Annotated in this window: 21 protein-coding genes, 1 tRNA gene and 1 pseudogene; 12 read left to right on the forward strand and 11 right to left on the reverse strand. The window is 63.4% G+C overall.

Going from position 1 to position 24,288, the window contains the following annotated elements; translation table 11 throughout:
- Positions 1–50: 50 nt before the first annotated feature.
- Positions 51–521 carry a hypothetical protein gene (locus IB265_RS03445; protein WP_057251687.1) on the reverse strand — a complete coding sequence of 157 codons (471 nt, stop codon included), beginning with the start codon at positions 519–521 and terminating at the stop codon, positions 51–53.
- A gap of 254 nt (positions 522–775) precedes the next feature.
- Here IB265_RS03445 and IB265_RS03450 point away from each other — a divergent pair, with 254 nt between their 5' ends.
- Positions 776–1,915, forward strand: a complete 1,140-nt coding sequence (locus IB265_RS03450) for a fumarylacetoacetate hydrolase family protein (RefSeq protein ID WP_058325424.1) — start codon at positions 776–778, stop codon at positions 1,913–1,915.
- 46 nt (positions 1,916–1,961) lie between these two features.
- On the opposite strand, the gene IB265_RS03455 is transcribed toward IB265_RS03450, so the two are convergent.
- A complete protein-coding gene (locus IB265_RS03455; RefSeq protein ID WP_057250937.1) occupies positions 1,962–2,210 on the reverse strand; it encodes a hypothetical protein in 249 nt (82 codons plus the stop codon).
- 204 nt (positions 2,211–2,414) lie between these two features.
- On the opposite strand from IB265_RS03455, the gene ggt reads away from it, so the two are divergent.
- Positions 2,415–4,019 carry a gamma-glutamyltransferase gene (ggt, locus tag IB265_RS03460; protein WP_057250935.1) on the forward strand — a complete coding sequence of 535 codons (1,605 nt, stop codon included), beginning with the start codon at positions 2,415–2,417 and terminating at the stop codon, positions 4,017–4,019.
- A gap of 104 nt (positions 4,020–4,123) precedes the next feature.
- On the opposite strand, the gene IB265_RS03465 is transcribed toward ggt, so the two are convergent.
- A tRNA-Gln gene (locus IB265_RS03465) sits at positions 4,124–4,197 on the reverse strand.
- A gap of 372 nt (positions 4,198–4,569) precedes the next feature.
- Between IB265_RS03465 and IB265_RS03470 the strand changes: the two genes are divergently transcribed.
- From IB265_RS03470 to IB265_RS03480, 3 genes are read left to right on the forward strand one after another with little or no spacing between them, the layout of a single operon-like run.
- Entirely contained in the window at positions 4,570–6,153 is a 1,584-nt protein-coding gene (locus IB265_RS03470) for a Ppx/GppA phosphatase family protein (RefSeq protein ID WP_057250933.1), read from the forward strand.
- The gene (locus IB265_RS03475) at positions 6,150–6,887 is read left to right on the forward strand and encodes an RlmE family RNA methyltransferase (protein ID WP_057250931.1); all 738 of its coding nucleotides are present in this window, start codon (positions 6,150–6,152) and stop codon (positions 6,885–6,887) included. Before IB265_RS03470 ends, IB265_RS03475 begins: the two co-directional genes overlap by 4 nt.
- Before the next feature lies 1 nt (position 6,888).
- Entirely contained in the window at positions 6,889–7,269 is a 381-nt protein-coding gene (locus tag IB265_RS03480) for a VOC family protein (RefSeq protein WP_057250929.1), read from the forward strand.
- 59 nt (positions 7,270–7,328) lie between these two features.
- Here IB265_RS03480 and IB265_RS03485 read toward each other — a convergent pair whose 3' ends face one another.
- Positions 7,329–8,738 carry a DHA2 family efflux MFS transporter permease subunit gene (locus IB265_RS03485; RefSeq protein ID WP_192494627.1) on the reverse strand — a complete coding sequence of 470 codons (1,410 nt, stop codon included), beginning with the start codon at positions 8,736–8,738 and terminating at the stop codon, positions 7,329–7,331.
- 189 nt (positions 8,739–8,927) lie between these two features.
- Here IB265_RS03485 and IB265_RS03490 point away from each other — a divergent pair.
- From IB265_RS03490 to IB265_RS03510, 5 genes and pseudogenes are all read left to right on the forward strand, one after another.
- Positions 8,928–9,787: pseudogene (locus IB265_RS03490) on the forward strand (MBL fold metallo-hydrolase); the annotation flags it as partial.
- A gap of 224 nt (positions 9,788–10,011) precedes the next feature.
- Positions 10,012–11,514 (forward strand): IMP dehydrogenase, encoded by a 1,503-nt coding sequence (gene guaB / locus IB265_RS03495; RefSeq protein ID WP_057250925.1) that lies wholly within the window; start codon positions 10,012–10,014, stop codon positions 11,512–11,514.
- Positions 11,515–11,612: 98 nt separating this feature from the next.
- Positions 11,613–12,029: an MAPEG family protein gene (locus IB265_RS03500; RefSeq protein ID WP_057250923.1), complete on the forward strand. Its 417-nt coding sequence runs from the start codon at positions 11,613–11,615 to the stop codon at positions 12,027–12,029.
- 147 nt (positions 12,030–12,176) lie between these two features.
- Positions 12,177–13,205: an alcohol dehydrogenase AdhP gene (adhP, locus tag IB265_RS03505; protein WP_057251104.1), complete on the forward strand. Its 1,029-nt coding sequence runs from the start codon at positions 12,177–12,179 to the stop codon at positions 13,203–13,205.
- Positions 13,206–13,326: 121 nt separating this feature from the next.
- The gene (locus IB265_RS03510; RefSeq protein ID WP_057250921.1) at positions 13,327–14,202 is read left to right on the forward strand and encodes a dienelactone hydrolase family protein; all 876 of its coding nucleotides are present in this window, start codon (positions 13,327–13,329) and stop codon (positions 14,200–14,202) included.
- A gap of 12 nt (positions 14,203–14,214) precedes the next feature.
- Here the strand turns inward: IB265_RS03510 and IB265_RS03515 are convergent, their stop codons facing one another.
- Positions 14,215–15,126: a hydrogen peroxide-inducible genes activator gene (locus IB265_RS03515; RefSeq protein WP_057250919.1), complete on the reverse strand. Its 912-nt coding sequence runs from the start codon at positions 15,124–15,126 to the stop codon at positions 14,215–14,217.
- A gap of 189 nt (positions 15,127–15,315) precedes the next feature.
- Between IB265_RS03515 and katA the strand changes: the two genes are divergently transcribed.
- The gene (gene katA, locus IB265_RS03520; RefSeq protein ID WP_192494628.1) at positions 15,316–16,800 is read left to right on the forward strand and encodes a catalase KatA; all 1,485 of its coding nucleotides are present in this window, start codon (positions 15,316–15,318) and stop codon (positions 16,798–16,800) included.
- Between the two features lie 91 nt (positions 16,801–16,891).
- Here the strand turns inward: katA and IB265_RS03525 are convergent, their stop codons facing one another.
- Positions 16,892–17,842: a LysR substrate-binding domain-containing protein gene (locus tag IB265_RS03525; RefSeq protein ID WP_034800917.1), complete on the reverse strand. Its 951-nt coding sequence runs from the start codon at positions 17,840–17,842 to the stop codon at positions 16,892–16,894.
- Between the two features lie 207 nt (positions 17,843–18,049).
- On the opposite strand from IB265_RS03525, the gene IB265_RS03530 reads away from it, so the two are divergent.
- Positions 18,050–18,337: a DUF1127 domain-containing protein gene (locus IB265_RS03530; protein WP_057250915.1), complete on the forward strand. Its 288-nt coding sequence runs from the start codon at positions 18,050–18,052 to the stop codon at positions 18,335–18,337.
- 343 nt (positions 18,338–18,680) lie between these two features.
- On the opposite strand, the gene IB265_RS03535 is transcribed toward IB265_RS03530, so the two are convergent.
- From IB265_RS03535 to IB265_RS03555, 5 genes are all read right to left on the reverse strand, one after another.
- Positions 18,681–19,508, reverse strand: a complete 828-nt coding sequence (locus IB265_RS03535) for a DUF937 domain-containing protein (RefSeq protein ID WP_057250913.1) — start codon at positions 19,506–19,508, stop codon at positions 18,681–18,683.
- A 113-nt stretch (positions 19,509–19,621) separates the two neighbouring features.
- A complete protein-coding gene (locus tag IB265_RS03540) occupies positions 19,622–20,995 on the reverse strand; it encodes a glutamate--cysteine ligase (RefSeq protein ID WP_057250911.1) in 1,374 nt (457 codons plus the stop codon).
- A gap of 258 nt (positions 20,996–21,253) precedes the next feature.
- The gene (locus IB265_RS03545) at positions 21,254–21,991 is read right to left on the reverse strand and encodes a 16S rRNA (uracil(1498)-N(3))-methyltransferase (RefSeq protein WP_057250909.1); all 738 of its coding nucleotides are present in this window, start codon (positions 21,989–21,991) and stop codon (positions 21,254–21,256) included.
- A 10-nt stretch (positions 21,992–22,001) separates the two neighbouring features.
- A complete protein-coding gene (locus tag IB265_RS03550; protein ID WP_057251103.1) occupies positions 22,002–23,507 on the reverse strand; it encodes an inorganic phosphate transporter in 1,506 nt (501 codons plus the stop codon).
- A gap of 137 nt (positions 23,508–23,644) precedes the next feature.
- Positions 23,645–24,151 (reverse strand): NUDIX hydrolase, encoded by a 507-nt coding sequence (locus IB265_RS03555; RefSeq protein ID WP_057251102.1) that lies wholly within the window; start codon positions 24,149–24,151, stop codon positions 23,645–23,647.
- Positions 24,152–24,288: the final 137 nt, after the last annotated feature.

Here is a 24,288-nt window from a genome sequence, read left to right on the forward strand (position 1 = left end):
GCGTCAATGGCCGGAGGGAGAGCCCTCCAGCCAAGGCCGTCGGTCAGCCGTTACTGTGCCGGCTGGGTCATGCCGGGAGTTGTGCCCGGCGTCGAGTTCGGGGTCGAACCCTGCGTTTCGGGCGTCGGGGTGCCTTGCTGCGGCGTCGCTTCGGGCGCCGGCTGGGTCGTCGTTTCACCAGAGGGCGCCGTGCTGCTATCGGCCGGCGGAGTAACCCGACCCGTCGTGCCTGGTGTCGCGGTACCCGGTGCCGTCGTGTCCGGAGTTGCCTGACCCGTTGCCGGCTGGTCCGTAGTCGGCGGCGGTGCCGCGGTATCGGCGGTATCCCGGCTCAGTTCAGCCGGCAGCCAGGCGATCAGCGCCAACACCAGACCGGCGAGCAGGATGATGACGATCGGCCAGTTGCTGCGCCCCGACCGGGCCGGAGGCACATCGCTCATCTGCGCTTGCGTCTGCGGCAGAGGCTGCCCTGTCACCGGATCGATCACCGGCTTTTCCTTGAACTCTTCGTGCTGGTTCATTGCGTTCATCCTTTTCTTGGCGTCCTCCTGGCCTCAGGCGACTGCTCCTGAACCTTCCGGGCAGCCGTAGGCAGCGGATTTCGCGCCGTCGCGAAGCGACAAGGGCGCCCGGAGGGCGCGTGGCGTAACCGTAAACGCGTGAAAATATGCAATGTTCCGGACGCTACAACCCAAGGGACGCTTGCGCGCTGCCGTCGGCTTTACATCTCCCTTCTCGGCTGCAAGAAATAGAGTGCGCACGGAGGATGGGCGGCATGACCGATACAGCGTTTGGCAAGGGCACTTTTGTCGGCCGCGTCTGGCGTCCCGATCTCGGCGGGCCGTCGCTTGTCACGATCCGCGACGGCGCTCTGTTCGACATCACCTCGAAGGCAACGCCGACGATGCGCGACCTGCTTGAGCTCCCGGATCCGGTCGCGCATGTGCGCTCCGTAGCCGGCGAGCGGCTTGCCTCGCTTGAAGAGTGTCTCGCGCGGAAAGCGGATGCATCGACCCTCCATCTCATCGCGCCCTCGGACCTGCAGGCAGTGAAGGCCTGTGGCGTCACCTTCGCGCGCTCGATGATCGAGCGCGTCATCGAGGAGAGGGCGGCGGGCGATGCGTCCCGCGCCGAAGCGATCCGCAGCCGCGTCACCGCCGTCATCGGTGACAGCCTGCGCAACCTGAAGCCCGGCTCGGCGGAAGCAGCCCGCGTCAAGGCAGCGCTCCAGGAGGAGGGCGTCTGGTCGCAATATCTGGAAGTGGGCATCGGCCCGGATGCCGAAGTCTTCACCAAGGCCCAGGTGCTCTCGGCGGTCGGCCCTGGTGCCGCTGTCGGTCTGCACCCTGCCTCGCGCTGGAACAATCCGGAGCCGGAGATCGTGCTCGCGGTCTGCTCCAGAGGCCAGGTCAAGGGCGCAACACTCGGCAACGACGTCAACCTGCGCGACATTGAGGGCCGCTCCGCGCTGCTTCTCGGCAAGGCTAAGGACAACAATGCCTCCTGCGCCATCGGCCCCTTCATTCGCCTGTTCGACGAAACCTACACGATCGACGATGTCCGCAAGGCCGAGCTCACCCTGCTTGTCGAAGGGGAGGACGGCTACCGGCTCACCGGCCGAAGCTCGATGGCGGAGATCAGCCGCGATCCGCTCGATCTCGTCGCCCAGACCATCGGTCCGCACCACCAATATCCCGATGGCGTCATGCTGTTCATGGGCACGCTCTTTGCCCCTGTCGAAGACCGCGACGAACCCGGCCAGGGTTTTACCCACAAGCTTGGCGACGTGGTGACGATTGCCAATGCCGAACTCGGCCGGCTGACCAACACCGTCAGGCTTTCGACGGAATGCGCGCCCTGGAATTTCGGTGCTGCGGCGCTGATGCGCAACCTCGCGGGACGCGGCCTGCTTTAGCGCGACCGGCCGCTTCCGTTGCCCGACCTATTCCGGTCTCGGGCGGCTATGTCATCTTCCGCATGACCCAGAGAGCGCGGCCGGGGTGGGCGATGTCGGGCACGACTTGAAGCCGCGCATCGTCCTTCAGCCGTTCTGCCTCTGCGGCGTCGAGAAACAGGATCTGCCGATCGGTTTCGTTCGCGTTTGGCGTAATCCACCAGCGCCGATCCTCGCAACAAAGACCGGCTTCCGGATTTTCCTGGATATACTCGATCGCATATTCGGCGTCCGTCTTTCTGCCAGCATCGAACATGGGCCGTCCTCCGCCTGTGATCGCTTGCAAGTGAGCTATTATGCGCCTGCTGCGGAGCTTTGGGCAGCCCGGAAGTGTTCTCCCGCCAATCGCCTCATGCGCCGCACCAGTCTCCGGCGCTTCAACGTCGGCCTTTCCATCCGCCCGGCAGGCGCATAGGCTCGCGAGCCTGAGTTGTCCCTATGTTCTTGGAGTTCCCGTTCCATGCGTGACCTGCACCTGCCTGGCCGCTCCGTCGTCATGGGCCGGCATGGCGCCGCCGCCACGTCGCACGCCCTTGCCACGCTCGCCGCCATCGAGATTCTGCGTCGGGGCGGCAATGCCGCTGACGCCGCGATTGCCGCCTGCGCCGTGCAATGCGTGGTCGAGCCGGGCTCGACCGGCATCGGCGGCGACAATTTCGTTCTCTTCGCCCCCGCCGGCACCAATCTCGCCGATGGCGGTCGGGTCTATGGCCTCAACGGTTCGGGCCGTGCGCCCGAGGGCCTTACCGCAGAACACCTGCTGAAACAGGGACTGAACGAGATCCCGCTCACCTCGGTGCACGCCGTCACCATCCCCGGCGCGGTCGATGCTTGGAGCAAGCTGAACCGGCGTTTCGGTTCCATGCCGCTCGGTGAACTGCTGCAGCCCGCCATCCGCCACGCGGAGGAGGGATTTGCGGTCACCGAAAGGGTCGCCGTCGATTGGAACCGCAACGAAGACAAGCTGAAGGCGGACCCCAACAGCGCCCGCATGTGGTTGAAGGACGGTCGCGCCCTGCGGACCGGTGAGGTCTTCCGCCAGCCCGAGCACGCGAAAGTCCTGCGGGAGATCGCCGCCAAGGGCCGCGATGGTTTCTATTCAGGCTGGGTCGCCGAGGACATGGTGGGCTACCTGCGCAGCCTCGGCGGCATGCACGCGCTCGACGATTTCGCCACGCAGGAGGCCTTCTGGGTCGATCCGATTTCTACGACCTATCGCGGCATAGAACTTCTGGAAATCCCGCCAAGCGGAGTCGGCATTACCACCTTGCTGATACTCAATATCCTGAGCGGCTTCGATCTGAAGAAATACGATCCGGTCGGCGTCGAGCGTTTCCATATCGAAGCCGAGGCGACGAGGCTGGCCTTCCAGGCGCGTGACAGGTATGTCGCCGACCCCGACTTTGCCGATGTGCCGGTACAAAAGCTGCTTTCGGCCGCCTTTGCCGACGAGCTGCGCGACCGCATCGACCTGAAGAAGGCCATGCCGGTGGTTGGTCCAGCCGGTGCCACCACCTATCGCGACACGGTCTACATCAGCGTCGTCGACGAAAAGGGCAACGCCTGTTCCTTCATCAATTCGCTGTTCTGGCCTTACGGCACGGGCATCAGCAGCCCGAAGACCGGCGTTCTGCTGCAAAACCGCGGTGTCGGCTTTCGCGTTGATCCTGCGCACCCCAATTGCGTGGGACCGCGCAAACGCCCGCTGCACACGATCATCCCGGCGATGGCGATGAAGGATGGCAAGCCGTGGCTCTCCTTCGGGGTGATGGGCGGCGGCTTCCAACCGGTTGGGCAGAGCCACGTGCTGACCAACATCGTCGATTTCGGCATGAACGTGCAGGAAGCGATCGACTGCGCCCGCGGCTTCCACCAGATGGGCCGCTTCGAGGCAGAACGCGGCATCCGCGAGGACGTGCTGAAAGGGCTCGCCGCATTCGGCCACGAGATCAAGATGGCCGAGATGCCGCACGGCGGCGGCCAGGCGATCCTGATCGATTCGGTCAACGGCGTGTTGCAGGCGGGCTCGGATCCGCGCAAGGACGGCTGCGCCCTGGCTTTCTAGGCTTGGCAGCCAGCAGTTCGGAAGATCGCGTGCGGCAAGGCGCGATGCCGCTGGGCCGCGGGCACTCGTTTCGCCGTAAATTTGGTTCAATTGCAGGAAGAGTTTGGCTGGGGAACCTGGATTCGAACCAGGACTAACGGAGTCAGAGTCCGCTGGTCTACCGTTAACCTATTCCCCAAGGTCGCTGGCGGGCGCTGCCCGTCGCGTCGGTGTGGCGGGCTTATAAACAAAAGCGCGGCCAATGCAAATACCTTTTGCCAAAAAAATGCGATCTCGATGTGGCGGCCGGATTTTTGCACCGATTTGCCGGTGCCGACGGTACGTCGTGGTGCCGCGCATTTGCGGCCGGGCGGCGGCGGTGAGTACGATTGCGAGGGGTGTAGATCGCCATCGTCGTCCGCAGTGTGGACCGTATCCGGCCTTAGCCCTTGGCGGCGCAGTCAAAAACAGTTTGGCGAATGGGGCTTGCGCTGGTACAGTCGCGCCAACGAAAAATCGAGAGAGCGCCTTGAGCGGCCCTTGGGCTTGCGCGGCGCCATGGTTGAGACAAGTGAAAGACCCCGATCACGGCGAAAAGCCGTCCGAATCCGGGGCGTCGGCAGCAGGCCGCAGTGATGGATCGAAGCTCGGTCCGCGCAACGGCAAGGGCAAGCGGAAACGACGCAAGTCGTCTGCTTCGCCGTCTGCAATTGCCAGCCAGCCCGGCACTGCCGGCATGGCAGGGCGTCCCGCAGGAGAGAACGAGGCGGAACCGGCGCGCAAGCGCAAACGGCGTCGTCGTTCGAAATCCGCAAAACAACAGGCCGCAGTCGCGTCCGCGCCGCAGGGCGGCAGCGCGCAACTCGTTGAGTCGTCGCTCGGCGAGCGCAAGGGCCACAAGCGCAGCAAGAAGGCGCGGCATCGCCGTGGGCTCCAGGGGCGTCCGCTCACGAGCGGCGAGCGCCAGCCGGCCCAGCAAAGGGCTACCGATGGCGGCAATGGGCGATCGGGGCCCTCCGCCTCCAACGGGCAGACGGCGTCACAGCAGCGGCCGGGCCAGCGCGCCGATCAACCGCGCGCGCCCTATGTTGCCGACAGCGAACCGCCGGCGCCGCTTTATGCCGCGCTTGACCTCGGCACCAACAATTGCCGGCTTTTGATCGCTCAGCCGACGCGCCCCGGCCAGTTCCGGGTGGTCGACGCCTTTTCGCGCATCGTTCGCCTGGGCGAGGGGCTCGGTGCCAGCGGCCGGTTGTCAGACGAGGCGATGGAGCGCGCGGTCGAAGCGTTGAAGATCTGCGCCTCGAAGCTCGGTGCCCGCACGATTCGCCGCAGCCGCCTGATCGCGACGGAGGCCGCGCGCGCCGCCGAAAACGGCGAAAGCTTCCTTGAGCGGGTGGCGCGGGAGACCGGCCTTGATCTCGAGATCATCAACCGCGAAACCGAAGCGCGGCTTGCCGTCTCCGGCTGCTCGTCGCTCGTCGATCGCGAGACCCGTTCGGTCGTGCTCTTCGATATCGGCGGCGGCTCGTCCGAGATCGCCGTCATCCGCATCGGCGATTCCAGGTCGAACCGGCTTGCCAATCACATCACCCACTGGACCTCGCTGCCGGTCGGCGTCGTCACGCTCTCCGAGCGCCATGGCGGCCAGCACGTGACGCCGGCAAGCTTCGAGGCGATGGTGCAGGAGGTGGAGGGCATGCTCTCCCGCTTCGACAGCCCACCGGTCGAGGCGCTGGCAAACGGCGCCTCCGGCAGCGGCTTCCACCTGATCGGCACATCCGGCACGGTCACGACACTTGCCGGCGTGCATCTCGACCTGCCGCGCTACGATCGCCGCCGCGTCGATGGCCTGTGGCTCACCGATGACGAAGTCTCCGCCATGCAGGCGCGCCTGCTCTCCTGGGATTTCAATGCGCGTGCCGCCAATCCCTGCATCGGTCCGGATCGTGCCGACCTGGTGCTGGCCGGCTGTGCGATCCTCGAAGCGATCCGCCGCCGCTGGCCGTCGACGCGCATGCGTGTCGCCGATCGCGGCCTGCGCGAAGGGCTGCTCACCGATATGATGGCGGACGACGGAGCCTGGCGCCGCTCGCGGCCGCGCCGTCACCAGCGCGGCGCCAACGCCGGCAGCCAGGAAGGAAACAAGGCATGACGAAACCCCCTGTTGGCGGCAACCGCAGCGGCCGCAAGCTTGGCCAGAAGGTCAAGAAGGGCAAGCTCAAGGCATCCTCCCGCCGCTGGCTGGAGCGCCACATCAACGATCCCTATGTGCAGCGCGCCCAGCTCGAGGGCTATCGCGCCCGTGCGGCGTTCAAGCTTTTGGAGATCGACGAGAAGCACAAGATCCTGAACGGCGCTCGCCGCATCATCGACCTCGGTGCCGCCCCCGGAAGCTGGACGCAGATCGCCGCCAAGGTCACCAATTCGACCGATGCCGATCCCCGCGTTGCGGCGATCGACTTCCTCGAAGTGGACCCGATCCCGGGCGTGCGTATTCTGCAGATGGACTTCCTCGACCCTGAAGCGCCGGAAAAGCTCAAGGAAGCGATCGGCGGTACGCCGGATCTGGTGATTTCGGACATGGCGGCACCGACGACCGGACACCGCCAGACCGACCACCTGCGCACCATGCATCTCTGCGAGGTCGCCGCCTATTTCGCCGTCGACGTGCTTGCCGAGGGCGGGCATTTCCTGGCGAAGACCTTCCAGGGCGGCACGGAGCGCGAACTGCTCAATATGCTCAAGCAGAATTTCCGTCAGGTCATCCATGTGAAGCCGGCATCGTCGCGGTCCGAATCGGTCGAAATGTTCCTGCTCGCCAAGGGCTTCAAGGGGCGCCAGAAGGCCGCCAGCGAGACGGAAGCCGAAGACGAGGCGGCGGAATAGCATGCTGCTCTACGTGACCGTTGGCACCAACGATCTCGAACGCGCCGGCGCGTTCTATGACGCGGTGCTGCCAGCGCTCGGCTATCACCGTCAGCGGCAGGACGAAACCGAAATCGGCTATGGTGCTGCGGGCGACCGCATCCGCTTCTGGGTGGTGACGCCCTTCAACCGCGCGCCCGCCACCTACGGCAACGGCGTGAGCATCGCGTTTGACGCCGAGACGCGCTCAGCCGTCGATGCCTTCCACGCGGCAGCCCTTGCCAATGGCGGCACGGACGAGGGTGCGCCGGGGCTGCGCCCGTTCCACGCGAACTTCTACGGCACGTGGGTTCGCGATCTCGACGGCAACAAGATCGCCGCCGTGTGCGAGCGCCCTGAATAAACTCGCTATGGCGCCGTCCTTTCGGACGGAAAATCGCCGCGCGTTTCCCTGAAATATCCTTACTTCCCCGCGGCCGACTCGACTTCGCGCACTGGTAGCCGGTGCCCGGAAACCGAGGCGCCGGCGTTCTTCGCCATGGTCAGGAACGGGATCGCCGCGATCAGGTTGGCGCCGGCGATGATCATGAAGGCGGTGTGGAAATCGTCGAGCTGCAGCGGGCCGCCGCTGAGTTTGGTCTCGATTTCCAGGATCGCGCCGGCAACGGCGACGCCGAGCGCCAGGCTGATCTGCTGCAGCACCGCGCTCATCGAGGTCGCCTTGCTGGCGTCCGCATCGTCGATATCGGCGAAGGAAAGCGCGTTGACGCTGGTAAAGAAGAAGGAACGGGCGAAGCCTGCAATCAGCAGGATGGTGATCATCACCAGATAGGGCGTCGCCGGCGTGAAGAAGCCATTGGCGAAGGTGGTAATCGCGGCGAGGATTGAGGCGAGGATCAGGGTCGTACGAAAGCCGGCGAAGGCAAGCACGCGCCGCGCGTAGAACTTGGTGGTAATGGCTCCGACTGCGCCGATGAAGGTGATGAGGCCGGACTGGAACGGGTTGAGCCCGAAGCCCACCTGCAGCATCAAGGGCATCAGGAAAGGCACCGCGCCGACCGAGATGCGAAAGATCGTGCCGCCGATCGAGGCGGCGCGAAAGGCGCTGTCCTTGAAGAGGTTGAGGTCGAGAACCGGTGCCGGATGGCGCCGGGCGTGACGGATGTAGAGCAGGGTCGCGACCGCGCCGACGACCACCGAAGCGATACCGACGATCGGCGGTAGGGCCGGCAGGCTGATCACCGACAGGCCGAAGACGATGCCGGAGGCGGCGATGCCGCCGAGCAGGAAACCGAGAGCGTCGACCGGTGGAGGATCGCGCGGCTCCATTTTGGGCAGATAGATGCCCGAGAGGATGTAGCCGGCGATGCCGACAGGCACGTTGATCAGGAAGATCCAGTGCCAGGAGAAATAGGTGGTGATGAAGCCGCCGAGCGGCGGTCCGGCGAGCGGCCCGACCAGAGCCGGGATCGTCAAAAGCGCCATGGCCGAGACGAGTTCGCTGCGCGGCGTGCCGCGCACCAGCACGAGGCGGGCGACCGGCGTCATCATCGCCCCGCCCATGCCCTGCAGGAAGCGCGAGAAAACGAAGGCGACAAGGCTGTTGGAGATGGCGCAGAAAATGGAACCGGCGATGAAGACGAGGATCGCCGCGCGGAAAATCTTCTTGGCGCCGAAGCGGTCCGCCATCCAGCCGCTAAGCGGAATGAAGATCGCAAGCGACACCATATAGGCGGTCAGCGCCAGCTTGAGCGTGATCGGCCCGACGCCGATGTCGCGGGCGATGGCCGGCAGCGACGTGGAAATCACGGTCGAATCCATCTGCTCCATGAAGAGAGCGACGGCAAGGATCATCGGGACGATACGGTTCATGGAATGTGCTTCGAAGACGGCCAGCGATAGTGAGAAGCTAATGCCGGTGATGGCTTTTGTCGGGGCGAAACCGGTGATTGCGGATCAAAAGCCTGTGATCCCGGCTGGCCTTCGCTGTCAAGACGCTAGTTCTGGCCCAGTTGTCCATGGGGCAACGGGATCCAACAGGGCAACGAAGTGGGATGGACCATGAGTGAGATGTCGATGAAGCGCCGGACCTTGATGGGGGCGGGAACGCTGGGGTGCTGGCTGCGCCATCGTTGATGACGGGCGTTGCGGTGGCTGAGGAAAAGGCGGAAAAGACCGACATGAACGCTAGCCATCCCCCGATCCGATCTCTCAAGCTTGGCGTTTTCAAGCTCGTCGTCGTCAATGACGGCACGCGCGTCACCGAGAAACCGCATGAGATCTATGGCACCAAACAGCCACAGCAGGCGGTTGCGGAACTGCTGCAACAGAACTTTCTGCCGACCGAAGCGCTGGTCAACAGTTTCTCGCCGGTTCTCGTCGATACCGGAACGGATGTCGTGCTCTTCGATACCGGCAGGGGTGAGGGCGGTCGCGAAGCCGGCCTGGGGCGTCTCGTCGAAGGTATCCGCGCCGCCGGCTATGCGCCGGAGCAGGTCTCGGTTGTGGTGGTCACCCATATGCATGGCGATCACATCGGCGGTCTCATGGAGGCCGGCAAGCCGGCTTTCGCCAATGCGCGCTACGTGATGGGCGAAACGGAATATGCCTTCTGGAAGGATACGGCACGCGCCGGCACGCCGGCGGAAAACGGGTACAAGGCGGTGCTGGAGAAGGTGGTGCCGCTGGCGGAGAAGACGACTTTCATCGGCGACGGCGCCGAGGTCGTACCCGGCATCTCGGCCGTCGCCGCCTTCGGTCATTCGCCGGGTCACATGGTGTTCTGCCTCGATTCCGACGGCAAGGGCATGATGCTGACGGCCGATACCGCCAATCACTATGTGCTGTCGCTGCAGCGCCCCGATTGGGAAGTGCGCTTCGACATGGACAAGGCGAAGGCGGCCGAGACGCGCCGCAGGCTCGATATCTGATCGGTATCGAGCCGGATGACGGGCCGCATCTCGCGAAATTGCTGCTCTGCAACAAATATCGGCCGAAGGCGGGACATTTCCCGGCTTTGGCTATTTTCATCCTGACATATCCGTGTTACGAGCCCTCGCCAACTTCCAAGACACGCTTTGAAGTCGCCCGGTGGACAAATCGCAGCCCGTCCCCGGGGGTTTTCGTTATTTGAAGGGAATTGGCCATGGCGCGCATCATCGAAACGGCAACTGGTCTGGAGGCTCTGACCTTCGACGACGTCCTGCTCCTGCCCGGACATTCCGAAGTCATGCCGGGTCAGACCAATATCGCCACCACCATTGCACAGGACATCGACCTCAACCTGCCGATCCTGTCTTCGGCGATGGACACGGTGACTGAAGGGCGCCTTGCAATCGCCATGGCACAGGCCGGCGGCATCGGCGTCATCCACCGCAACCTGACGCCTGCGGAGCAGGCCGAAGAGGTTCGGCAGGTCAAGAAGTTCGAAAGCGGCATGGTCGTCAATCCGGTCACGATCGGCCCCGACGCCAAGCTTGCCGATGCGCTCGGCCTCATGAAGCAGCACGGCATTTCCGGCATCCCGGTCGTCGAGAACGGTGGCGCCGGTGGCCAGAAACAGGGTCGTCTCGTCGGCATCCTCACCAACCGTGACGTCCGCTTCGCTTCCGATCCGAACCAGAAGATCCATGAGCTGATGACCCATGAGAACCTGGTCACGGTCAAGGAAAGCGTCGACCAGCAGGAAGCCAAGCGCCTCCTGCACGCGCACCGCATCGAGAAGCTTTTGGTCGTCGACGCCGACGGTCGCTGCGTCGGTCTCATAACCGTCAAGGACATCGAGAAGGCGCAGCTCAACCCGAACGCCTCGAAGGATGCACAAGGGCGCCTTCGTGCCGCCGCCGCCATCTCCGTCGGTGACGATGGTTTTGAGCGTGCGGAGCGTCTGATCGATGCCGGCGTCGACCTGATCGTCGTCGACACCGCCCACGGCCACTCGCAGCGCGTGCTCGACGCCGTCGCCCGCGTCAAGAAGCTCTCCAACTCCGTTCGCATCATGGCGGGCAACGTCGCCACTGCCGCCGGCACCAAGGCGCTGATCGATGCCGGTGCGGATGCGGTCAAGGTCGGCATCGGCCCGGGCTCGATCTGCACCACCCGCATCGTCGCCGGTGTCGGCGTTCCGCAGCTGGCCGCGATCATGAGCGCCGTCGAAGCTGCCCAGGCGGCCGGCATTCCCGTCATCGCCGACGGCGGCATCAAGTTCTCCGGCGACCTTGCCAAGGCGATCGCTGCCGGCGCTTCGGCCGTCATGATCGGCTCGCTTCTTGCCGGTACCGACGAGAGCCCGGGCGAAGTGTTCCTCTACCAGGGCCGCTCCTTCAAGGCCTATCGCGGCATGGGTTCCGTCGGCGCCATGGCCCGCGGCTCGGCGGACCGCTACTTCCAGGCGGAAGTACGCGACACGCTGAAGCTGGTTCCGGAAGGCATCGAAGGCCAGGTTCCCTACAAGGGGCCGGTTGCAGGCGTGCTCCACCAGCTCGCCGGCGGCCTCAAGGCGTCCATGGGCTATGTCGGTGGCCCGACCATCAAGGAATACCAGGAGCGCGCGCAGTTCGTACGTATCTCCGGCGCCGGCCTTCGCGAAAGCCACGCCCATGACGTGACGATCACCCGCGAAAGCCCGAACTATCCGGGCGCGCACTGATCGCGATTGCATTCGAAGGGCGCCGCGTTATCTCGCGGCGCCCTTCGCCTTTTCAGATTAAGTGTTTTTCAGAATAAGCTTTTTTCAGGGAGCAGCGCATGACGGGTTTCGAGATCTTCTGGCCGATCGTGGTCCATGTTTTTCTCGTCTTCTGCCTCTACGCTCTCCTATCCTTCCGCCGGATGAGGCTGGTGCGCGCCGGTAAGGTGCATGCGGCCCAGTTTCGGGAGAACCGTGACGAGCCGGGCGAAAGCCTGGTGGTGAAGAACAGCATCGCCAACCAGTTCGAGCTGCCCGTTCTCTTCTACGTCTGCTGCGTGCTGCTCTACATCACCGAGGCCGACAACATCGTCTCCCTCGCGCTTGCCTGGCTTTTCGTCGTCCTGCGCTACGTGCACGCCTTCGTACATGTCACGAACAACCGCATCCGCTATCGTCGCCCGCTGTTCATGGGGGGCGTCGCGACGCTTTTTGCCATGTGGGTGTGGCTTGCCGTCTGGATGGCGATGAGCTGATCCCGGTTCGCGCCCCAAGCGAATTGGCGCAAATCTGAGACAGTCTGCGCGAACGATCCACGCGCCTTGATGCGTATCAAGTACCCGATGCCGCCTTTGCGGGTAGTCTTTCCGACGTTGGACGACAACGCATCGGAGGAGGACGAGATGACCGCAACGATGAAAGCCGCCGTGGTACGCGAATTCGGCAAGCCGCTGGTAATCGAGGATGTGCCGATACCGGAGCCCGGCCCCGGCCAGGTGCTGATCAAATACGAGGCGACCGGCGTCTGCCATACGGACCTGCACGCCGCAAACGGCGATTGGCCGGTAAAGCCGAAGCCGCCGTTTATCCCCGGACACGAAGGCGTCGGCTATGTCGCCAAGCTTGGCAGCGGCGTCACACACCTGAAGGAGGGCGACCGCGTCGGCGTGCCGTGGCTGCACACGGCGTGCGGCGGATGCACGCCCTGCCGCACCGGCTGGGAAACGCTCTGCGGCAGCCAGCAGAACACCGGCTACTCCGTCAACGGCACCTTTGCCCAGTACGGCCTTGCCGATCCGGATTTTGTCGGGCGTCTGCCGGCAAAGCTGGAATTCGGACCGGCCGCACCGATCCTCTGCGCCGGCGTCACCGTCTATAAGGGCCTAAAGGAAACCGAGGTGCGTCCTGGCGAATGGGCGCTGATTTCCGGCATCGGCGGGCTCGGCCACATGGCGGTGCAATATGCCAAGGCAATGGGCATGCATGTCGCCGCCGTCGATATCTTCCCGGACAAGTTGGCGCTTGCGCGAAAACTCGGTGCCGACCTCGTCGTCGACGCGCGTGACAAGGACGCGGTCGAGCAGGTGCAGAAGGCGACCGGCGGCGTGCATGGCGCACTGGTGACGGCGGTGGCACCCAAGGCGATGGAGCAGGCCTTCAACATGCTGCGCTCCAAGGGGACCATGGCGCTCGTCGGCCTGCCGCCCGGCCAGATGTGCCTGCCGATCTTCGATACGGTGCTGAAGCGCATCACCATCCGCGGCTCGATCGTCGGCACGCGCCAGGATCTAGAAGAATCGCTGGAGTTCGCCGGCGAGGGCAAGGTCGCCTCGCACTTCACCTGGGACAGGATCGAGAACATCAACGCGATCTTCAAGCGCATGGAGGAAGGCAAGATCGACGGTCGGATCGTGCTCGATCTCAACGGCTGATCGGCCAAAACAAAACACGCAGCAGTAACGCAAGTTTGTATGTTCGCAACCGCCCGCCGACCTATTCTGTCGCGGGCGGTTCTGTCTGCCGCCGCGGGAGAACGAACCGAAGGAGGCTGATATGCAGGAACCGACAATCACACAGGCGATGATTGACGCCTATGACGAATATACGCATCTGACCCTCGATCGCCGCCGTTTCATGGAAAAGCTCACCGGACTGGCCGGTTCCGCGGCTGCGGCCGCGGCGATCGCGCCACTGCTTGCTGCCAACGGCGCCAAGGCGGAAATCGTTGCGGCGACCGATACCCGTATCACCGGCGAGGATATCTCTTACCCCGGGGCTGGCGGCGACATGAAGGGTTACCTCGTGCGCCCGGCGGAGGTGAGCGGAAAACTGCCGGCGGTGATCGTCATTCACGAAAATCGCGGGCTCAATCCGCATATCCGCGACGTTGCGCGCCGGATGGCGCTCGAAGGCTTCCTGGCGCTTGCACCGGACTTCCTGTCGCCGCCGGGTGGAACGCCGACGGACGAGGACAAGGCACGCGAGATGATCGGCGCGCTGGATGCGGCAGCAACGACGGCGAATGCAGTTGCGACCGTGGCGTTCCTGGAGGGGCACCAGCAATCGACGGGGAAGGTTGGTGCCATCGGCTTCTGCTGGGGAGGTGGCCTCGTCAACCGGCTTGCTGTCGGCTCGCCCGATCTCAGGGCCGGCGTCGCCTATTACGGCGCGCAGCCCAAGGCGGAGGATGTGCCGAAGATCAAAGCCGCCCTGCTGCTGCACTATGCCGGGCTCGACGAACGCATCAATGCCGGCATCGACGCCTATCAAAAGGCGCTGAAAGACGACGGCAAGGACGCGACGATCTATGTCTATGACGGCGTCAACCATGCCTTCAACAACGACACCTCGGCCGCGCGCTATGACAAGGCTGCCGCCGATCTCGCCTGGGGCCGGACGGTGGAATTCCTGAAGGCCAAGCTCGCCTGAGCGCGTCTTAACTCAGGCGGCCGCCGCCCGGATAATATCGTCGGCGCAGTCGCTGATTGCCGTTGCGAGCGCTTCCATGTCGCGCTCGCGCGGACTGCTGCGCCGCCAGACGAGGCCGATCTCGCGGGCCGGCTCGGGTGCGGCGAAGGGCACGATGCGGATCGAATTGCGTGCGGCCTCGGTCGCAATGGCGATTTCAGGGATCAGCGTCATGCCCATGCCATTGGCAACCATCTGCAGGAGCGTCGTCATCGAGGTCGCGCCGAACGAGACAAGGCGGCGCTTGCCGGCGGTGCTGCAGACGGCGAGCGCCTGGTCGCGCAGGCAATGGCCTTCTTCGAGCAGGAGCAACTGTTCGACATCCACCTGATCTTCGGTCAGCGGCGACATCAGGATGTTTCGCTCGTCGTCCGCCATCGCCATGTAGAAGCGGTCGGAAAAGAGCGGTTTCGTCGACAGCCCGTCGGTTTCGATCGGCAGGGCCGCGACGACGGCGTCGAGCAGGCCCTCGCCGAGATCGGCGACCAACCTTGATGTTACCGATTCCTTCAACTCGATCTCGATCGCCGGATAGACGCGGCGCAGATGCGGCACCAGCCGCGGCACGAGATAGGGCGCAAGCGTCGGGATGACGCCGATGCGGATCCGCCCTTCGAGCGTGCCGGAGCTGGCGCGTGCGCTCTGTTCCAGCATGTCCACGTCGGCGAGGATGGTGCGGGTGCGGGCCAGCACCTCTTCACCCTTGCGAGTGAGGAAAACGCCGCTGCGGCTGCGCTCCACCAGCTTCACCCCCAGGTGGTTTTCCATTTCCATGATCTGGGCGGAGAGCGCCGGCTGGCTGACATGGACCAGTTCGGCGGCCTTGCCGAAGTGGCGAGCAGAGGCAAGCGCCTCGAAATAGCGCATCTGTCGAAGTGTAAGCATGATAAGAAAATCCTATCAATATTTAATTTTTATGCAATTGGAGATTATCGAAGCCCTGTGGGAAAACCCGTCTGGCCAAGGCGTCCGGGCTTTGAGCGCCGCCGGAGTGGTGGCTGGCAGCCCCTCAGGCTGCTTTCGGGCAGATCCTGTCCGATCTCCCGGGCGCGAACCCTTTGACAGGAGGACGCGATGTCAGATCGACCCATATTGACGACGAGCGCCGGAGCGCCGGTGCCCGACAACCAGAATTCCCTGACGGCCGGTCCGCGTGGCGGCGTCATGATGCAGGACTACCAGCTTATCGAAAAGCTGTCGCATCAAAACCGCGAGCGCATTCCCGAGCGCGCGGTGCACGCCAAGGGCTGGGGCGCCTATGGGACGCTGAAGATCACAGGCGATATCTCCAAATACACCAAGGCCAAGGTTCTGCAGCCGGGCACTGAGACCCCGATGCTGGCGCGCTTCTCCACCGTTGCGGGTGAACTCGGCGCCGCCGATGCCGAACGCGACGTGCGCGGTTTCGCGCTGAAGTTCTATACGCCTGAAGGCAACTGGGACCTCGTCGGCAACAACACCCCGATCTTCTTCGTCCGCGATGCTTACAAGTTCCCGGATTTCATCCACACACAGAAGCGCCACCCGAAGACCAACCTGCGTTCGGCGACCGCCATGTGGGATTTTTGGTCGCTTTCGCCGGAAAGCCTGCACCAGGTGACGATCCTGATGTCGGACCGCGGATGTCCGGTATCGCCGTTGCACATGAACGGCTACGGTTCGCACACCTTCTCCTTCTGGAACGACGCCGGCGAGCGCTATTGGGTGAAGTTCCACTTCAAGACCCAGCACGGCCACAAGCACTACACCAATGCCGAGGCCGCAGACGTGATCGGCCGGACGTGCGAAAGCTATCAGGAAGCGCTCTATGGCGCGATCGAGAACGGCAACTATCCGCGCTGGACGCTGCAGGTGCAGATCATGCCGGAACTCGACGCGGAGAAGACCCCCTACAATCCCTTCGACGTCACCAAGGTCTGGCCGCATGCGGACTATCCGCCGATCGAGGTCGGCGTTCTGGAGCTCAACCGCAACCCGGAGAACTATTTCGCCGAGGTCGAGAACGCCGCCTTCTCGCCGTCGAACATCGTGCCCGGCATCGGCTTCTCGCCGGACAAGATGCTGCAGGCGCGGCTCTTCTCCTATGCCGATGCCCACCGCTATCGGCTCGGCACACACTACGAGCACATCCCGGTCAACCGCCCGAAATGCCCGGTGCATCACTATCACCGTGATGGCCAGATGAACACGTTCGGCGGCATCCAGACCGGCAATCCGGACGCCTATTACGAGCCGAACTCGTTCAACGGCCCGGTCGAGCAGCCGTCCGCAATGGAGCCTTCGCTGCGCATCAGCGGCGACATGGCCCGCTTCGACCACCGCGAAGGCAACGACGACCACAGCCAGCCGAGGGCGCTCTTCAACCTGTTCGATGCCGGTCAGAAGGCGCGCCTGTTTGCAAACATCGCCGCCGCGATGGGCGGCGTGCCGGGCCCGATCGTCGAGCGCCAGCTGGCGCACTTCAAGCGCGTCCACCCGGACTATGAAGCCGGCGTGCGTGCGGCGCTTCATGCGGCACACGGCTACGAAGCGGAGGCGGTCAGCACCGCTGCCGAATAGGCAGGACGAGCGCTTGACAGGCGCTGTTCTCCGGAAATGAAAAAGGCCACGTACCTGTCGGTGCGTGGCCTTTTTTGGTTTCTACCGGCTATTACCAGCCCGGCAGCATGTGGCTCTGCCGCAGGCGCGGATAGCGCGGGAAGCCCTTGATATCGGCTTCGAGGTCGTCGTTAGCGCTGATCGGAGTGATATTGTCGAGGCAGGCGGTGATGTGGTTGCTGATCGCGTTGGAGAGCGAGGGCGAAAGACCCGGCCGCTTCATGATGCCGATCTGCACCGGTGCCAGCGCCGGGAAGCCGTCGGCGAGCGTCAGCACCTTCATGCCGGGGCGAAGAGCCGACTCCGGCAGGACCGAGACGGCCATGCCGGCAAGCACGGCCGCGGCGACGACCGTCGACGACCAGCTTGTGAACAGGATCTGGTATTCGCGGCCGGTCGCGTCGAGTGCCGCGCAGGCAGCCTGCCGCCAGAGGCAGTCGCGCCGGCCGACGGCGAGCGGGATCGGCGCGTTTTCCGGGAGCGGATGGTTGATCGAGCTCACCCAGCAGAGCGGTTCGGTCCGCACGACATCCGAGGCGCGTGCACGCGGATTGTGCGTGACGAGCGCGATGTCGAGGTCGCCCTTCGCCATCTTCTCGGCGAGATCCACCGAAGGTTCGCAGATGATATAGAGCTCGACATTCGGATGCGTCTTGGCAAACCGCATGATGATCTCGGGCATGTAGCGGTCGGCGTAGTCGTCGGGCGTGCCGATGCGGAGCGTTCCTTCAAGGCGGTTGTCGTCAAAGGAGGCGATCGCTTCATTGTTGAGGCGGATCATCCGGCGGGCGAAATTGAGCAGACGGTCGCCTTCGACCGTCAGCCGGTTGCCGCGGCCATCCTTCATGAACAGCGCCTTGCCGATGCGCTCTTCCAGGCGGCGCATCTGCATCGACACGGCGGATTGAGTCTTGAAGACCCGGTCGGCCGCCTTGGTGAAACTGCCCGTGTCGGCGATCGCGACAAAGGTCTGGAGCTGGTCGATATCGAGCGGTGCGGACATGGCCGTGATGCATCCATAAAATTGTTTGATGAATATCATTAAAAACATTCGTTGGACTGATCAATAAGGATTTGCGATCAATTAGGGGCAAATTCATCGATCCCCGGCCGGCAATTTCGCCGGCGATTCCCAAACCCTTTGGCCCGCCCCTGCGTTTGACCTCCCCGCAGGGGATGGGCCTCTTCGTGCCTGAAAAGGAGAATTGTCATGCGCACGACACAGCACGTCCTCGATCTCGACTTCGTTGCAGGAAAGCAGTCCCGCGCCGTCGGCGTGACAGGCATGCTCACGTCCGCGTGGCACCAGCTCCGAAACCGATATGCGATCGGCCGTCTGAATGACATGGATGACCGCCAGCTCCTCGATATGGGGCTAAAGCGAGAAGATGTGCGCGAGGCGATCACCTCGCCCTTCTTCGACAATCCGGCGAGTTACCTGACGCGCGCTTCGCGAAACCGGGCGAGCCTCTTCTACAAGGGGACCCGCCACGACTGACCGTTGACGAGTTGGAGCGGGATGAAAGCGGGAAACCGCATCCTCGGCCCGCTTCACGGCGCATCCCGCCGCTTAGGGTGTGCCAGTCGAGCATGATCCGCGAAAGCCAGCCGCCGCCGCGGATCATGCTGCGAATTTCAGAGTTCGGCGCTGCTGATCGTTAGAGGTCGCGCGCCCAAACGTTCCCCGCAGGGTAGAGCCAATAGACCCTGCCGCTTGGCCCGGTACATGACCAAGACATGTACCGGGCCTTTTTCTTTTGAGATTTGCTCAGGCAAGCGCACACTCTGGCAGGCGCAGAAGGTTGCGCCGACCAACGGGGTATGGATAGGGAAGGGGCGTTTCAGCTCTTTGTGCCAGGCCCGGTCTTGTAGATGTCGAACAGCGACTCGACGTTCTTCTGATATTCCTTCTGCATTTCCAGCCCGGTGTCGAACATGCTGTTCATCACCTGGGAGAGCTGGGCAAGGGCCGGATTGTCCGGTGCGGGCTTCTGCGCGCCGGCGGCGCCCGCCTGCATCATGTCCTGAAATGCCTTGACGAAGGGGTTGTCGGCAAAGACGTCTGAGGTCTTGGCCTTCTCCTCTTTCTTGGCCATGCCGAAGAAGCCCTGCATCGCCTGCGTGAAGGGGTTGTCGAAGGGGTTCGGCTGCGGCTCCGGCTTCTTGGCAAAGCCGGCCGCTTCCATCCATTGGCGCATCGCCGCTGCCATTGGGTTGTTGGCGAAGGCGTCGCTTGCGGCGGCGAATTGCCCGGTCGTCTGCTTGAACAGCCCGCCCATCAGCGTATCTGCCATGACCGGCAGCATCTGCTTGTAGATCTCCTGGCTGATGCCGGTGACCTGCGCGGCCTGCGCGGCGATCGCGCGCGACATTTCCTTCGATCCGAACAGCTGTCCGAGAACACCGTTGCCGTCGACCATGCCCTGTGGCGTGAAGGCCTGGCTCATGTCTTCGAAGTATTTGGCGTAGTTGCCGCTGCCGAGCGCCGTGAGCAACGCGCCGAAATCATATGGATTGGCGGTGTTGCGCTTGAAGGCGGCCGAGAAGGCGGGCAGCAACGCTGCCGTCGCCTTCGTCATTTGCTCCTGGGCGAGGCCGAATTGTTGAGCCATCAGTTCGATGGCCTTACCATTCTGGGCCTGTGCGAACATGTCAAAAAGCGGTGCCATCCCAGTTCCCCTTCGGCATCTCGACGCGCGGCGCTGTAAGCGACGCATATCCTTGCACTATAACGGGAAATCGGGGGCTGGAAACCGCTTTTTAAGGGCGCCTGGCGGGCGCCTCAATATTGGTATTCGGCGAAAACCGGATCGACCGAGCCGTTCCAGCGACCATTGTAGAGTGCCAGCAGATCTTCGGCGAGCGTCACCTTCTTGGCGAGCACCTCGTCGAGCGGCGCGAGGAACTGGCTTTCGTCGACGCCGTCGCCGTTCAGCCGGTTGCGGCGCTTCAGGCCGCCGCGCGAAATGGCGATGACCTCACGGGCAATGTCGTAGAGGTTGCCTGTGCGGAATTTTGTCGCGAGCGCCTGTACGGGCACGGCGTCGCGCATCGCGCTCACCTCTTCGAGGGTCCAGTCGCGGGTCAGGGTCTCGGCGGCATCGAGCGCTTCGCGATCATAGAGCAGGCCGACCCAGAAGGCCGGCAGCGCACAGATCCGCCGCCACGGGCCGCCGTCGGCGCCGCGCATTTCGAGGAAGCGCTTCAGCCGAACGTCGGGGAACAGCGTCGAAAGATGGTTGGTCCAGTCGCCCATGTTCGGCTGCCAGTCGGCGATCTCGCCCTTCAGCGCGCCGCCCATGAACTGGCGGAAGGTGACGTGGGTACAGTCATGGTAGTGGCCGTCGCGCACGACGAAATACATCGGCACGTCGAGCGCCCATTCGACATAGTCGGCAAAGCCGAAATCCGGACGGAAGGCGGAGGGCAGCAGGCCGGCGCGCTGGTTGTCGGTGTCGCGCCAGATATCGCCGCGCCAGGAGAGCAGCCCGTTCGGCTTACCGTCGGTAAAGGGCGAGCTCGCAAACAGCGCCGTCGAAAGCGGCTGCAGCTTCAAGGACACCTGCATCTTGCGGCGCATGTCCTCTTCGGAGGAAAAGTCGAGATTCACCTGGATCGTGCAGGTGCGGTACATCATGTCGAGGCCCCTGGTGCCGACCTTGGGCATGTAGCGGCTCATGATGCCATAGCGCGATTTCGGCATGCGCGGTGTCTCGGCGAAGGTCCACTTCGGGCTGCCGCCGATGCCGAGGAAACGGATGCCGAGCGGTTCGGCGACTTCGCGCAGAACCGCCAAATGCTGGTTCGATTCCTTGCAGGTCTGGTGCAGGTTTTCGAGCGGCGCTCCGGAAAGCTCGAACTGGCCGCCCGGCTCCAGCGAGATCGCGCCATTGCCCGACTGCTCGGCAAGGCCGATGATGTTGCCTTGGTCGACGATCGGTTCCCAGCCGCTCTTTGCGGCCATTCCATTCAGAAGCGCCTGGATGCTGGCCTCGCCGAAATAGGGGACGGGGCTGTTGTCCGCCTTAAAGAAGGCGAACTTTTCGTGCTCCGTGCCGATCCGGAACCGCTCCTCCGGTTTCGAACCTTCTGCCAGATAGGCGGTCAGGTCAGCGACAGAGGTTACCGGCGTCTGGTCGGTGGTATCTCGGGCCATGAGCGTCTTCTTTTGTTTGGGCGGCTCCCACTGGATAGCGGGAGTTGATGAAGGCTGCTTGAACCGTATTCAGGTGCGGTGCAAGTCAATTTCTTTCAAGATCTCATCAAAAAAAGTAGGACGATTGCTTGCGCTGGAGCAAGCTCCGTGGAACTGGGTATCGTCGACCCAGCCATACCCTGTGTTGAGAGGTCCCCTTCTTCTAGGAGCCATCTTCTAGGAGAACGAGCGGCTCCCGGTTTGCTGCGGAGCGACCGGCTATCGCCAGTCGCCGACAGTCGCCTGGATGACCGCCATGGCTGCGACAGCGGCGGTGTCGGCCCTGAGGATCCGCGGTCCAAGCGGAATGCTGCTGACGAAATCGAGGCTGCGCAGCAACGTTCGCTCTGTCTCGGAGAAACCGCCTTCCGGACCGATCAGCAAAGCGAGTTTCTTCTCCTTGACGGCGGCGAGAATTGGCAACGGGTTCTGGCTGTCGCTGCCTTCGTCGCAGAAGATGATGCGTCGGTCGGTGGGCCAGGTGGCCAGCACGTCCTCCAGTCGTCGCGGCTCCTCGACATCGGGAATGCCGAGCACGCCGCATTGTTCGGCCGCCTCGATGACGTTGGCGCGCACGCGCTCGATGCTGCCGAGCTTGCCCTGCACATGCTGCGTCATGACCGGCTGCAGCACGCCTGCGCCCATTTCGACGGCCTTCTGCACGAGATAGTCGAGCCTGCCGACCTTCAGCGGCGCGAAAAGATAGACAAGATCGCAAGGTTCGGGCTGCGGGCGCGTCTGCTCGACAGCGGTCAGCACCAGCTTCTTCTTGCTGGCGAAGGAGAGTTCCGCACGCCACTCGCCGTCACGTCCGTTGAAGACGAGGATCGAGGAGCCTTCCTCATAGCGAAGAACGTTGACCAGGTAGTTGAACTGCTCCTTGGTCGCCTCGTGGGCGGAGCCCGCATTGAGGGTATGTTCGACGAACAGTCGCTGCATGCGAAAATTGGCGCGCATATCGGGGCCTTCACATGAAAATGCTGGAGAGGATGAGGTAGAGGACGGCCGATAGCGCGGCCGAGGCGGGAACGGTGATGACCCAGGCGCCGACGATCGTCAGGAAATGCGAACGGCGTACAAGGCGCCGGCGCCGGACTTCGGCGAAGTTGGTTTCTTCCGTTTCCATGAAGTCGGCCTGCCCTGTGCGCTGTCGGACATATTGTAGGCGACGCTTGGAATTGCGGATGTACCATTCACGGAAGAAGCCGACGCCGAAGACGGCACCAACGGCCGTGTGGGTCGAACTGATCGGCAGTCCGAGCGCCGATGCCAAAAGCACCGTGACCGCGGTGGCGAGCGCGACGCAGAAGGCGCGCATCGGATTGAGCTTGGTGATTTCCTGACCGACGACGCGGATAAGCTTCGGGCCATAGAGCAGAAGACCGATCGAAATGCCGAGCGCGCCGATCGCCAGTTCCCACAAGGGAGCCGGCGATTTCTCCGTGGTGATGACGCCGTCCAGGGCCGAAACGATCGCGGATAACGGGCCGATTGCGTTGGAGACGTCGTTGGCGCCATGCGCGAAGGAGAGAAGTGCTGCAGCCAGAATGAGCGGCGCGCGAAATAGTTTGCGAAGTGACTGGTTGCGGTTGTCCAGCCCCTCTGACTGTTTGTAGATCCACGGCTTGGTCAGGAAATAGACGGCAGTACCGATGATGACGCCCAGGCTGAGTCCTGTTGGCAAAGAGATTGCCGCAACCTGAACTAGGGCAATCTCCGCGAGGTATGCGGTGAAGCAGCCCGCGGTGACACTGAGAATGACCGGCATCCATCGCCTTGCGGCAGCGATCTTGTCCTCGCGGTAGATGATGAATTCCTTGAGGAAGGCGAGGAATGCGGCGGCAATTGCGCCGCCGAGAAGCGGCGAGACCGACCAGCTCAAAGTGATGCCGGCAAGCGACCACCATTGGACGCTGGAAAAACCGGCCGCGGCAATGCCGGCGCCGACGATGCCGCCGATGATCGAGTGTGTGGTGGATACAGGCGCCCCTGAATAGGTGGCGATATTGATCCAGGCCGCAGCCGAAGCGAGTGCCGACATCATGATCCAGATGATCGCTTGCGGGCCGAGCACATCTTCGCCGTAGACGATGCCTGCTTCGATCGTCAGCGCGACCTCGCGCCCGGCAAGCATCGCGCCGGCGATCTCGAAGATGGCAGCGATGATGAGCGCCGTCGCCATCGACATCGCTTTGGCGCCGACGGCCGCACCAACGTTGTTGGTCACGTCGTTGGCGCCGATGTTCATGGCCATGTAGCCGGCGATCGCTGCCGCGGCGATGATGATCGGCGCGCTCGCGGAATGGGTCACGAAACTCGCGGCAAAGGCCATGCTGAGCAGCAGAAATAGGCCGGCGAGCGCCGGCGCCGCCAGGCTGCGGCGGACATGCTGCGACGCCTCTTCGGCAAGACTGAGCTTGTCGAGGTCTTTGTCGAGCGTCTGTTTTGCGAGGCGTAAGCGCGGCTGTGCCACTGCCTGGAACTCCATTGTCACAATGGCCACTAAGGCCACTGCAACACGCTTTCAAGTGGATTTGATGGACATTGGCGTTGCGCGCGCCGGGAACCCGTATTCAGGGCATTGGATGCCCCTGAGGATCATCTCGAAGGCTAGCCGATCGCAGCCTTCGGCATCGGCGCAGACGGTGCTGCCATGCGTTCGCCGAAGGCGAGAATGAGGTCCTTCAGCGACGGCTCTGCCACCCGTGAAGCAGCCTCCTTGTAGTCGACCCATTCGAGCTGCCTGCGGCCTTCCTCGGGGAAGTGCTTGCAGAGGTCGTCGACTTCGAGGGCATGAACCTGCACCTTGACCGAGATCTTCAGGCCATGGTCCATGCGCTTCTGGTAAAGATAGTATCCGATCGTCGACTTCTGCACATGCCCTTTGACGCCGGCCTCTTCATAGGCCTCCCGCTCGGCCACCTCGTGGGCGCGCTTGCCCTGCATCGGCCATCCCTTGGGAATGACCCAGCGGCCGGTGTCACGGCTGGTGATCATGAGGATTTCGAGGGCCTTGGTCTTCTTGCGGATCCGATAGCAGAGCGCGGCATATTGCATGCGCGCCGGGCGGCGCAGCATCAATTGGACATCGGATGTGAGTCTGTTCAAGAAGTTCAAGGTCGTCAGCGCTCCTCTCAGCGAATCAGTGTTCTTGTTTTCTGTCAAAGCGAGTATGGCAGCGTCCTGTTGCGTGTAAATGTTACGGCAATTGGGCAGCCGGATATGCAGTCAGCTTTCCGCTGAACTGTGGTTCA

The organism is Ensifer sp. ENS10 (assembly GCF_014852025.1).
Lineage (GTDB): Bacteria > Pseudomonadota > Alphaproteobacteria > Rhizobiales > Rhizobiaceae > Ensifer.